The sequence below is a fragment of the Risungbinella massiliensis genome (assembly GCF_000942395.1).
In the GTDB taxonomy this organism is placed as follows: domain Bacteria; phylum Bacillota; class Bacilli; order Thermoactinomycetales; family Thermoactinomycetaceae; genus Risungbinella; species Risungbinella massiliensis.
This window is the reverse complement of the sequence record NZ_LN812103.1, coordinates 993,353-1,005,469: the sequence shown is the minus strand read 5'-3', so window position 1 is coordinate 1,005,469 and position 12,117 is coordinate 993,353. Positions and strand designations below refer to the sequence as shown.

Annotated in this window: 9 protein-coding genes and 1 riboswitch; of the genes, 7 read left to right on the top strand and 2 right to left on the bottom strand. The window is 39.4% G+C overall.

All coding sequences use genetic code 11. The annotated features are described in order from the left end of the window. Window positions 1-508 precede the first annotated feature (508 nt). The 6 genes from VJ09_RS16210 (at window position 509) to VJ09_RS16185 (ending at window position 6,542) form a co-directional block, all read left to right on the top strand. Window positions 509-1,402: a cation efflux transmembrane domain-containing protein gene (locus tag VJ09_RS16210; RefSeq protein WP_044642645.1), complete on the top strand. Its 894-nt coding sequence runs from the start codon at window positions 509-511 to the stop codon at window positions 1,400-1,402. A gap of 645 nt (window positions 1,403-2,047) precedes the next feature. After that, a riboswitch (SAM riboswitch) is annotated at window positions 2,048-2,162 on the top strand. 104 nt (window positions 2,163-2,266) lie between these two features. Continuing rightward, window positions 2,267-3,286 carry a methionine ABC transporter ATP-binding protein gene (locus tag VJ09_RS16205; protein ID WP_044642644.1) on the top strand — a complete coding sequence of 340 codons (1,020 nt, stop codon included), beginning with the start codon at window positions 2,267-2,269 and terminating at the stop codon, window positions 3,284-3,286. Continuing rightward, a complete protein-coding gene (locus VJ09_RS16200; RefSeq protein WP_044642643.1) occupies window positions 3,276-3,938 on the top strand; it encodes a methionine ABC transporter permease in 663 nt (220 codons plus the stop codon). The genes VJ09_RS16205 and VJ09_RS16200 overlap by 11 nt, the downstream gene beginning before the upstream one ends. A gap of 3 nt (window positions 3,939-3,941) precedes the next feature. Further along, window positions 3,942-4,772 (top strand): MetQ/NlpA family ABC transporter substrate-binding protein, encoded by an 831-nt coding sequence (locus tag VJ09_RS16195; RefSeq protein ID WP_044642642.1) that lies wholly within the window; start codon window positions 3,942-3,944, stop codon window positions 4,770-4,772. A 13-nt stretch (window positions 4,773-4,785) separates the two neighbouring features. Next, window positions 4,786-5,994 carry a M20 family metallopeptidase gene (locus VJ09_RS16190; RefSeq protein WP_044642641.1) on the top strand — a complete coding sequence of 403 codons (1,209 nt, stop codon included), beginning with the start codon at window positions 4,786-4,788 and terminating at the stop codon, window positions 5,992-5,994. Window positions 5,995-6,284: 290 nt separating this feature from the next. Then, window positions 6,285-6,542 (top strand): hypothetical protein, encoded by a 258-nt coding sequence (locus VJ09_RS16185; protein WP_044642640.1) that lies wholly within the window; start codon window positions 6,285-6,287, stop codon window positions 6,540-6,542. Between the two features lie 206 nt (window positions 6,543-6,748). On the opposite strand, the gene pyc is transcribed toward VJ09_RS16185, so the two are convergent. After that, window positions 6,749-10,198: a pyruvate carboxylase gene (pyc, locus tag VJ09_RS16180; protein WP_044642978.1), complete on the bottom strand. Its 3,450-nt coding sequence runs from the start codon at window positions 10,196-10,198 to the stop codon at window positions 6,749-6,751. A gap of 280 nt (window positions 10,199-10,478) precedes the next feature. Continuing rightward, window positions 10,479-11,531, bottom strand: a complete 1,053-nt coding sequence (locus VJ09_RS16175; RefSeq protein WP_044642639.1) for a coiled-coil domain-containing protein — start codon at window positions 11,529-11,531, stop codon at window positions 10,479-10,481. A 289-nt stretch (window positions 11,532-11,820) separates the two neighbouring features. On the opposite strand from VJ09_RS16175, the gene VJ09_RS16170 reads away from it, so the two are divergent. Continuing rightward, complete coding sequence (locus VJ09_RS16170; protein WP_147635535.1) at window positions 11,821-12,069, top strand: hypothetical protein; 249 nt, start codon at window positions 11,821-11,823, stop codon at window positions 12,067-12,069. Window positions 12,070-12,117: the final 48 nt, after the last annotated feature.

The following is a 12,117-nucleotide window of genomic DNA, read 5'->3' as shown; positions in this document are numbered from 1 at the left end:
GAATAACCGAGCACCACTTGAGATAAAAATGGAAGCCAAAATAACCCTCATTGTCTGTCGATAGTTCCACAAGAGGTTCCGTATCTTCAAGCGATACTTAATAAAGCACCCCTCTTTTTAGACACCATGTCATTTTTCAGAATATTATAACTTAACCAACGACGATGTAACATCTATTGACTAATTTTTCCGAAATCGTTGGGATATAAAGGATTTTCTCCCATTGGCAAATGATACTGCTTTATTTCGAACGAATAACCAATATCACTCACACACCCAACAAATAATAATCATATCAATTTAGATGTTTAATTATTAATAAAATACCTCTATTAAATAATAATAATACCTATTTACAATCTTCAAATAAAAGAGTACTATTTTATTGGGTCGAACACCCAACCTTGGTTTCTATGGGAAACTACCATCAAAACATGGGAACCAAGGTTGGAATGTATGGAGTTGATCCTTACACCGCCTTGGTTCCCAAAGAAAGGGGACCATTAAAATGAGAAATCGATTGACTGATTTTCCAGTGGATGCAGAGTTGCGCAAATTTGAGAATGGCTTTGGTTGTGCTTGTGGGGGCAATCATGGAGAGGAGCATGCCAATCCTAGTAGACTCCGTAAGTGGTTGGAAAATATGTCTCACCATTTGAACTTAAACTGGCTATTTATCTGGATTGAAATGATGTTCACAACATTCATTGGTCACAAAATCACACCAGAGAAGCTAGCAAATATTTATCGTTATGTATGTAGCTATGGTATGGCGTTAATAGGGTTAGCTGGGCTTGTAATATTGCATAGCATTGGAGAAGCTCGGACAGCGAGTTCGAGTCTTTTTACAGAGCTACTGCATTTTCTAACCGATTCTGCAGGTTTAATTTTGTTCCTCATTATATTCATATGCTTCACTATGAGTCGCAAAAAGCACTGGTGGTGTTTGCTAAAACTTTCCGCTGTTATCAATGCGTTATTGTTTTTAGGGGTCAACTGCTGGTCGATCTATGAATCGCTTGTGAAAATGGACAAGAATGTAGGGATCGTTCACACAGAAGTAGCGAAGTTTGCGCTGTTAGCTTCACTCCTGCTATTCGTAACTTATATCGTCTTTTATCAATCGATTAAACTAGGAACTTCTAAATATCATCAAGATCAGCTGATCCATCTAGAAAATGACCTTGCAATGCATTTGGTTATCGCTGGAACCCATCTCATTTTTTCATTGCTCAACTTAAATACCACACTACCAATCGATCATTTTCTTGGCGGTGTGATCTCTCTGTACTATATGAAACGTGCGTTATCTATTGTTCGATCACGTTCGATAGAGTTTGCCCATTTTATCTATGATGACTGGAAAAACTCTGATTCCTATCCATCTGAAAAGAGTGATTAGATAGGAAAATTTCCCCTAGTTTCTATTTGCAACTAGGGGGATTTATTTATTTTTCATTCTGAGAAATTCAAAGTTTATACAGGCTTCTTGTTCCAAATTAAAAAAAAGTCGATATACTAATTAGAAACTATTTGGAAAAAGCTATATCTCTCTTTTTCTCAAACAAGGGGACCAGAGAGATGTAGCTTTCGTGCTGCATCTAAATTCATAAAAAGGAGCGAGATGCAGTATGGGAAATAAAAAAAGCCTCCGTGGGGTAAAGTTCATGTGATGAAATCAGGCAAATTAGAAGGTTTTGGGGGCTACTAGAAAAAACTATTCATAATCTGAAAAAAGCCTGCTTCTCTCCCCGCTAAATAGTTAAGACACATCTAATTTACTAGGTGTGTCTATTTTATTTTCTTTATAGAGCTTGTAGATAAATCAAAGTTAAGCTCATAGTCGCATTTCAAAAGGAGAAAACCTCTGGCTTTAGGCTCATTATGCAACATGCTATATATAAACAAAAATAATAATATGTAAAAAGTTTTTATTTATCATTTGGTAGATCAACTATGAATAGACTATAGATGAACAATTTTATGAAAAACGTTTGACATGTTACAAAAAATCATTTAGTATGGAAAATAATTATATAAGACTTACTTCTTATCCAGAGAGACGGAGGGACTGGCCCTTTGATGTCTCGGCAGCGGATCTATATGCACTATATATAGAAACTGTGCCAATTCCTGCAAGCATATTGCTTGGAAGATAGGAAGAGTAGTTTTAAAAAATAGTCCGGACTATTTTTGTAAAACGCCTCTTTCCATCGACGAAGGAGGCGTTTTTTTCGTCTGATCAATTTTTGAAAGGAGCCCTGTAATGATTCAACTCGTAGACATCCAAAAAACCTATCCAGGCGACCCACCCGTTCAGGCATTACAAGATATTCAACTCCATGTTTCCAAAGGTGAAATATTTGGCGTCGTTGGTCTAAGCGGAGCTGGAAAAAGCACATTAATCCGATGTGTAAATTACTTAGAAGAGCCCTCAGGAGGAGAAGTATTAATCCAAGGAACTCCTCTGTCATCCCTAAGTCCATTTGAATTACGAAAAACAAGACAAAAAATTGGGATGATCTTTCAACAATTTAATCTACTTAGTTCACTTACTGTGTTCGAAAATATTGCCATGCCTTTACGGCTGATTGGTAAATCTTCTAGTGAAATAGAGACCAAGGTGAAGGAGTTACTCCAATTTGTGGATTTGTCCGATAAAATATCCAACTATCCGGATCAACTTTCTGGGGGACAAAAACAACGAATCGGAATTGCTCGTGCCTTAGCAAATGACCCTGACATCTTGCTTTGTGATGAAGCTACCTCGGCTTTGGATCCAGACACCACACAGGCTGTCTTACATCTACTTCGCCGAGTGCGAGATACCTTTGGAGTTACCATCCTGCTCATTACTCATGAGATGGAGGTAATTCGAGATCTTTGCGATCGAGTAGCAGTTATGGAATCTGGTAGAATCGTCGAACAAGGTTCCGTGTACGAGGTCTTTGCCAAACCTCAATCTCCTACTGCTAAGCGATTTGTTCGTACGATCTTCTCAGATCAGCTACCCAAATCTGTACAAGAAAAGTTACCTCCAGAAGAACAGCTTTTTAGAATTGTTTTCTCCGGTGAGAGTGCGGCTGATCCAATCGTGACAGATGTAATTCGGAAATTTCCGATTCAATTAAATGTTCTACAAGGCAATATTACCGAACTCCAAGGAAAGCCATTTGGTAATTTAATCATTGGACTTCGGGGAGAACCCACTTCTATCGCGCAAGTACTTACCTATTTTAAAGAGAAAAAAGTACTGGTAGAGGAGGTGAAACTCCATGCCGTTTGATTGGAACACATTTTTACCACAGTTGTGGGAAGAAAGTATTGCAACCTTAATCATGGTGGTAGTCTCCCTTCTCTTTTCAGTACTAATTGGTTTTCCACTAGGTGTTGTACTTGTTATCACAAGACCTGGCCATATCGTCGAAAATAAAGGGATTTTTCAAATACTGAATGCCATAATCAATGTATTACGTTCCGTTCCGTTTATCATTTTGCTTGTTGCCATCATTCCATTTACTCGAATGATCACTGGTACTTCCATTGGGACAGCGGCAGCAATTGTACCCCTTATCTGCTATGCTGCACCTTATGTTGCAAGATTGATAGAAAACTCTTTATTAGAAGTAGACGATGGTGTTTTAGAAGCTGCCAAAGCAATGGGTGCTACCTCTTGGCAAATCATCTGGCGCTTCCTATTACCTGAAGCACTAGGATCTCTGGTTCTCGCTATTACCATTGCTACTATTGGCCTTATCGGAGCTAGTGCCATGGCAGGAGCAGTAGGTGGTGGTGGAATAGGTGATTTAGCAATTACCTATGGATATAACCAATTTCAAGTCGAAGTAATGATCATCACAGTACTACTTCTCGTTGTTCTAGTACAAGGTGTACAGTCACTAGGAAACTATCTATCTCAAAAAATTCGGAGGAAATAATCGATGAAAAAACAAAAATGGATTTTACTCACCTTTACCATATTACTCGCACTCGGAAGCCTAGTAGGATGTAGCAGTAATGCAGAAGAGACCACTGTCAAAGTAGGAATTAGCGGTTCCGATACACAAGTATGGGATTTCATCGCCAAAAAAGCGGAAAAAGAGGGAGTCAAGATCGAAGTCGTCACCTTCTCTGATTATGTCCAACCAAACTTAGCTCTAGCTGATGGTAGTATTGATGCCAATGCTTTCCAAACAATCGCTTACCTGAACCAATTTAAAAACGAACGTAAACTAGACATCAAACCGATTGGTACTACTGTTATCGCACCGATGGGAATCTACTCTAAAAAATATAAAAATATAAATGATATTCCAAATGGTTCTACCATTACGATTCCAAACGACCTAACCAATGGTGGTAGAGCTTTACTCCTCTTAGAAAAAGCAGGATTAATTAAAATGAAAGCAGACTTTAATGGAAAAGGCTTGACCGAATCGATTGAAAGTAACCCAAAAAACCTGAAAATAGTTCCAGTCGCTGCTCCTCAAACCCCTCGTTCTATGGATGATGCAGCAGCAGCTGTGATCAACAATGGAATTGCGGTAAGTGCAGGACTAAGCCCTGTAAATGATCCAATTTTCCGCGAGGACGAAACTGCTAAACCATATATTAATGTAATTGCAGCACAAACCAAACGTGCCAATGAACCTGCATTACAAAAACTAGTAGAACTCTATCAATCAGAAGATGTTCATAAATACATTGAACAAATTTATAAAGGCGGAACTATTCCAGTCGTAACCCCTGTAAGTGAAATCGAGAATTTCTAAGGAGGAACACAAGATGAGTATTCCCGTACAAAGCCAAACTCGTGAAATTATCAATCAGTTTTTAGATGCAACTAAAGACAAATGGATTCAGGTAAGCCATGCGATTCATGATCGGCCTGAGATTGGAAATCAAGAGTTCTTTGCTTGTGAAACCCATACCAAAACCCTGCGTGAGTATGGATTTGAGGTGGAAGTAGGCATTGCTGGTCATGAGACAGGATTTATTGCACGAAAAAAAAGTACGAAAACCGGCCCTATTATTGGATTCTTAGCAGAATACGATGCTCTACCTGGGCTTGGTCATGCTTGCGGGCATAATATTATCGGAACAGCAAGTGTTGCAGCTGGAATTGCGCTTGGGGAATTAATTGAAAATATAGGTGGCGAGGTAGTTGTTTTTGGAACTCCTGCTGAAGAAGGGGGACCCAACGGAAGCGCTAAAGGAAGCTTTGTCAAAGCAGGTTATCTCCAAGGAGTGGATGCATGTGCGATGATTCATCCTAGTGCAGATAGCTCCACCACTACCCCATCACTTGCTGTTGATCCTCTAATCTTTTCCTTCTACGGCAAACCTGCTCATGCCGCAGCAGCACCAGAAGAAGGAATCAATGCTCTAGATGGAGTAATCCAGCTTTATAATGGAATTAATGCTCTACGCCAACATCTGACAGACGATGTACGTATTCATGGAATTATCAGCAATGGTGGTGAAGCACCAAATATTGTTCCAGCTTATGCAGAAGCTCGCTTTTTTCTTCGAGCCGCCAAACGTTCTACCCTTAATAAAGTAACACGTAAGGTAAAAGCAATCGCTGAAGGTGCTGCGCTGGCTACTGGTGCCAGAGTAGAAATCAAACCACTACAAAATGAAGTGGACGAACTACTTCCTATTGCCTCTTTTGATGAAGTTGTTGCTCAAGAGCTCGAACTCCTTGGTGAGACAGTTGCACGTAACAGTACCAAAGGGATTGGATCTACCGATGCTGGAAACGTGAGCCAAGTAGTTCCTACTGTTCACGCTTATATCAAAATCGGACCATCTGACTTAGTCGGTCATACAGATGAATTCCGTGAAGCAGCTAAATCTCCACTGGGAGATGCAGCTTTGCTGAAATCAGCCAAAGCCCTTGCCTTATCAGGCTATCGGCTACTAACAGAGCCAGAGTTACTTAGTACGATTCAAAAAGATTTTCGGAAGGAAAAAGCCAAAAACGTACGATAAAGAAAATTTCCTCTATTTATAACGAAAGCTCCTTATACCCTTCACCTAACGGTATAAGGAGCTTTGTCTATAGATAGGAGTATACTAGTAGCAGTATAAAATAACTGCGAGAAGTCCGAACAAGAGATTTCAGGGAACCTAATAATAGTTAACAAATTATTCACAAAATTACATTATAACTATCTAGTTTCTTTTTTCATTTCTGTTATGATAATGTTCTTAATAAAAATCAGGTGCCAAAAAGATGGCACCTGTGGGTGCTTTCTTTTTGGCCAAAGGAGGCACTCATTATGACGGAAAAAAACACAGGAAAATTGGTACGATACTTTTTGGACAAAGTAGAGGAATTTAGCACTAATAATCGTAGACTTCTTAAATACGAAGAATATCTAGAAATGTCTAAGGTTTGGGAAGCGATCAAATCTGGACAAATCCACACAAAACAAAAAGTAGACCAAGAACTAGCTAGACTAACAGACAAATGGTCAAACAAGGGAAAGTCGGTTCTTAATTACATTAACGATTATTATCAATATCGCCGTGATTAAGGATTAGACCTTTCCAATACCCTATCGCAATTTGATAGGGTATTTTTTATTGAAAGTGCATTATTTTCGTCAATCCAATATTCATCTTTAAAAAAGCAGATTCCCTCATTTTGAGGGAACCTGCTGATAGTTTATGGAAATCCCGATTGTAATTAGAAGAATTTCTAATTATATGCATATCATATTTTCCAACCAGCATTACACAGTTACTCTATTTTCTCTAGTTCTAGAAGTAGATCCCCTGCCTCGATCGTCTCCTCTGCCTTCACATGGAGCCTTTTCACTTTGGCTAGATAAGAAGCTTGTATGGTAGTCTCCATTTTCATCGCTTCCGTAATGAGTAGGTGCTCCCCTTTTTGCACTGTGTCGCCTTCATCTACTAATACCTTTAGTACTTTTCCAGGCATAGTAGCCCCAATTTGTGCTGGATTCCCTGGCTCTGCTTTTTGTCTAATATCAACTGATACATTGGCGGATAGATCGCGAACTGTAACCTCTCTAGGTTGTCCATTTAACTCAAAATAGATCGTTTTCGTACCCGTAGCAGACAATGGTCCTATCGCTACTAATTTGATAATAAGTGTTTTCCCACGTTCGATCTCCACTTTGGTCTCTTCACCTGAACGTAATCCATAAAAAAACGAAGGCGTGTCCAAAACAGATATATCTCCAAACTGATTACTGTTATTCACTTGATCCAAAAAGACTTTTGGATACATGACATAACTCATAACGTCTTGTTCACGAACGGGGCAACCAATTTTTTCGGTCAATTCACTTGCTACTGCTTCTAGATCGATTGGGGCTAGAAGTTCACCAGGACGACAAGTAAAATAATCTCGACCTTGTAGTATGACATCACGTAATTTAGCAGGAAAACCACCAGGAGGCTGCCCTAGATAACCTTGAAAAAACTGAATGACAGAATCCGGGAAATCCAACTGATCTCCTTTATCATAGATGTCTTGCTCTGTCAGGTTATTCTGTACCATAAACAAAGCCATATCACCTACCACTTTCGAAGAAGGTGTTACCTTTACAATATTGCCAAACATTTGGTTTACCATTGCGTAAACACGTTTTATCTCTTCCCAACGATGCCCCAATCCAACCACTTTTGCTTGCTGAAGAAGATTGGTATACTGCCCTCCTGGCATCTCATGTTGATAAACTTCAGAGCTAGGAGATTTCATCCCAGTATCAAAACCAGCATAATAAGGTCGTACATCTTCCCAGTAATTAGCGAGTTGTTGAAGATGAGATCGATCTAGTTTTGTATCCCTTGGCTCACCGATCATTGCGTCGACTAACCCATTTAAACTTGGTTGCGAAGTAAGTCCCGCCATCGGACTAAGCGCAACATCAACAATATCTACACCAGCTTCTTGGGCTTTGAGCAAAGTGGCCATTTGGTTCCCACTTGTATCGTGTGTATGCAAGTGAATGGGGATACCAATCTCTTCTTTGAGTGCTTTCACAAGCTGATAAGCTGCGTATGGCTTTAACAGGCCTGCCATATCTTTAATCGCTAAAATATGAGATCCTGCTTTCTCCAATTCTTTAGCCAAATTCACATAATAGCGAAGAGTATACTTATCTTCTTTTGGATCAAGTATGTCACCTGTATAACAAATAGTTGCTTCTGCAATTTTGCCTACTTCCCGAACGGAATCAATTGCAACACGCATACCTTCGATCCAATTTAGGCTATCAAAAATGCGGAATACATCAATTCCTCCATCCGCAGCTAATTGGATAAACTTTTGAATCACGTTATCTGGATAATTGCTATACCCTACTGCATTGGCTCCACGGAATAGCATTTGAAATAATATATTCGGTATTTTTTTGCGTAGATGGCTTAATCTTTCCCAAGGATCTTCGTTAAGGAAACGCATACTTGTATCAAAGGTAGCTCCTCCCCACATTTCCAAAGAAAAAAGATTCGGTGCTAACTTCCCTGTTGCTTCTGCGATCCGATATAAATCATAGGATCTAACACGAGTAGCAAATAAAGATTGGTGAGCATCTCGGAATGTTGTATCGGTTACAAGTAACTTCTTACTTGCCTGAATCCATTTCATCAAACCTTCTACACCGTACTCTTCCAATACTTGTTTGGTTCCTTTTGGAAACTCCTGTTCCGAGGTGATGATGGGGACACGTGGAATAGCAAAGGTGGGCTTCTTTGTTTGGACAAGACCTGGATGTCCGTTCACAATAGTCTGTCCTAAATAATTGAGTAGTTTGGTAGCTCTGTCTTTCCGTTCTGGGAATTGGAATAATTCTGGAGTACGATCGATAAATGATGTGTCATAGGTGCCTTTCTGAAAATCGGGATGTTGAATTACGTTTTCTAGAAAAGGAATATTGGTTGCTACCCCACGGATTCGAAATTCTTTCAGGGAACGAAGCATTTTGCTTGCTGCCTGTTCGTAGGTAAGCGCCCAAGAAGAGACTTTCACTAACAGTGAGTCATAGTGTGGAGTAATCACAGCTCCTCTGTAACCATTTCCCGCATCAAGTCGGATACCAAATCCACCACCAGAACGATACACCAATAATCGTCCAGTTTCAGGTAAAAAATTATTAGCTGGATCTTCTGTTGTAACTCGACTTTGAATAGCATAACCACGGGAAGTAATGTCACTCTGTTGGAAAATCCCAATCTCGGGATCTTCCAAGCGGTATCCTTGTGCAATCATAATTTGAGACTGAACAATATCAATACCAGTGACCAACTCTGTAATAGTATGTTCTACCTGTACACGTGGATTGACCTCTATAAAATAAAACTGCTCTTCTGGAGTAACAAGAAACTCCACAGTACCTGCATTGTAATAACCAGCTGCTCTCATTAAGTTTAATGCTGCTTCATACATCTGTTCTTTTAATTGTTGAGAAAGCGCCAGACTGGGTGCAACCTCTACCACCTTTTGATGACGACGCTGGATCGAGCAATCTCTCTCTAATAAATGAACTAAACGTCCGGCTCGATCCCCCAATATTTGCACCTCAATATGTTTGGGACACTCTAAAAATTTTTCTAGATATACCGCTGCATTCCCAAAAGCAGATTTAGCTTCCGATCGAGCACGATCTAGCGATTCTACGAGTTCATCAGCATGATGGACAATGCGCATTCCACGTCCACCGCCACCTGAGATCGCCTTAATGATAATAGGATAACCATGTTCCTCTGCAAAGCTTTCTGCTTCTTGGAATGTTTGAATCGGTTCTGGGGTACCTGGAATAACCGGGATCCCTGCGCGGATTGCCGTCTGTCTTGCTTCTACTTTGTCTCCAAACATCTGGATATGCTTTGCAGAAGGGCCAATAAACGTAATCCCTTCCTCTTCACATCTCCTAGCAAAAAGAGTATTTTCCGCCAAAAAACCATATCCTGGGTGAATCGCATCGGCATTAGTACGTTTTGCTACATCTAAAATATTCTCGATGTCTAGATACGCTTCTACAGGACCTTTCCCTTGACCGATCAAATGGGCTTCATCTGCTTTAAATCGGTGTAACGAAACACTATCTTCTTCCGAGTAAACAGCAACCGTACTAAGACCTAATTCTGTACAAGCTCGAAAAATACGAATCGCAATTTCGCCACGATTAGCTACCAACACCCGTTGAAAACGCTTTCGCAAATGCAATATTAACACCCTCCTCCAATGATAAATGGCATCTCTCACATAATAGTACCATTATTTTGTGTATCGGGAGAAGCTTCGAAACAAGAAGGAACTTTTCACCTATTAATCAGTAAAAAATGCTATTAGCTTCCTATTTAAAAACGCTTTGGCTCAAAATAAAACAGCGTGTTCCTCTTCATACAATACTTAGAGGAACACGCTGTATCATGTACAAATATTTTTATCTTTATGTATACCAAGTGTCGAGTGTCACGTTATCATCATCTATCTATTTCTATTTACTATTTTTTTCTGTTACGAGGGCTGCGATCTTATCGAACGCTTTTGATTCATTGGAGCTTGATACCATCTGAATCCCCATCTCTTGAATACGTTTGTACGCTTCATCCAATTTAGCTTGTAATGTTCCGATCGTTTCATTCGCTTTTTCTAACTGTGTTTTCATTTGATCGCGCTCTGATTCTAAGATACGCTTGTCTGCTTCCACTTCTTTACGTAATGCATTTTCACGGATAGCTAACACTTTTTTAATCTCAGCATCTGCTTTGGATTGAGCTTCTGCTTTCGTTTCTTCGATCTTCGCTGGTATAGATGCTACTTCCGCTTCCAACGTTTCCATTTTCTCTTCTCGTTTTTCAATCAAAACTTCTCTCTCTGTAAGAGACTTTTTATATTCAGCTAACTCAGCGTTTTTCTTTTCGATTTCTTCGTTAAACATTTTCCGCTTACTGGTCAACTCATCTTCTAAATGATCATGTGCTTGTTTTTTATGACGTTCAAAATCGTATTGGAATTCTTCTTCGTTGCGTTTTTTCCCTTGGAGTAACTTTTCATTTTGTTCTTTGACCATTACCTCATACTGCTCTTTGGACTTTTTAATGGTCTCCTTGATCTCATTCAGTTGCACTGTAGCTTCTTCTTTTGATTCAGTCAACTCTTTTTCTTGTGCCAATTTGAGTTCTTGATGAGCATTGACTAAACCTGCTAGCGTATGTGCATGCTTCTCAATACCAAAGAGTTCCTTTAATTCTGCTTCCTTTATGGTGATTGCATCTTGAATCGTCTCTAAATTTGTAGCTTGTGTAGTAATATCTGTACTAACTTGGCCTAGCAATCCAGTAATCGATTTAGATAAGTCAGATATTTTTTCTTCAATACTTACTTCTACGATTTCATTTGCTTTGGTGATGGTTTCGGTTTCTTTTTTAGCTGTTGTCTCTGCAATAGCATTTAACTTGCCTTTTTCTAATTCAACAATTTTTTTCTCTGCTTCTCGTAGTGCAGTTATAATAGTAGCTTTTGTATCTTTTTCCGTTATTTTTTTCATGATGTTCTCCTTGATGAATAAATTTATGAGGACACTCATCATATTAGAACAAACGTTCCCTTTTGTCAATTCAGATAAATAAAAAAATACGGACTTTATTTTTATTTGATTATGATTGCCTCACTTATTAATCCACTATGAAAGCTCTTAATTAGAAATAAATCCTTTTTTATCGAATAATATGTGAAAGGCAAATATAAACAAAACAATGAGTTATATTTATGATATAATTTTGATAACTGACCATGAGACATTCGTCTCCGAGCAAAAGATAAGGCAAATTACCATTATGTACACCAACTCTGAGTCGCAGCAGAACCACAACCAGCAGATCGACCGTCTGGAATCTATGATCTTCCAGCTGCTTGAAAAGGTCACCCGGATCGAAGTTCAGAACAATGAACTCCAGTCCACCCTCTCGAATGTCGAGCGAAAGGTCAAGAACCTTAGCGAAGACCTCCAGTCCACTGAGGAGCTCCTGAGCAAGAAGATGAAGGCGCACGTTGAGGACATTCTCGACGAACTCAAGCGACGGTGACGAGAGTTGCTAATTTGTTGGTAATCCAATCAAATTAGCAAATTCCCC

Coding starts and splice junctions, on each gene's coding strand:
- VJ09_RS16210 (WP_044642645.1), top strand. CDS start 509: ATGAGAAATCGATTGACTGATTTTCCAGTGGATGCAGAGTTGCGCAAA.
- VJ09_RS16205 (WP_044642644.1), top strand. CDS start 2,267: ATGATTCAACTCGTAGACATCCAAAAAACCTATCCAGGCGACCCACCC.
- VJ09_RS16200 (WP_044642643.1), top strand. CDS start 3,276: ATGCCGTTTGATTGGAACACATTTTTACCACAGTTGTGGGAAGAAAGT.
- VJ09_RS16195 (WP_044642642.1), top strand. CDS start 3,942: ATGAAAAAACAAAAATGGATTTTACTCACCTTTACCATATTACTCGCA.
- VJ09_RS16190 (WP_044642641.1), top strand. CDS start 4,786: ATGAGTATTCCCGTACAAAGCCAAACTCGTGAAATTATCAATCAGTTT.
- VJ09_RS16185 (WP_044642640.1), top strand. CDS start 6,285: ATGACGGAAAAAAACACAGGAAAATTGGTACGATACTTTTTGGACAAA.
- VJ09_RS16175 (WP_044642639.1), bottom strand. CDS start 11,531: ATGAAAAAAATAACGGAAAAAGATACAAAAGCTACTATTATAACTGCA.
- VJ09_RS16170 (WP_147635535.1), top strand. CDS start 11,821: ATGTACACCAACTCTGAGTCGCAGCAGAACCACAACCAGCAGATCGAC.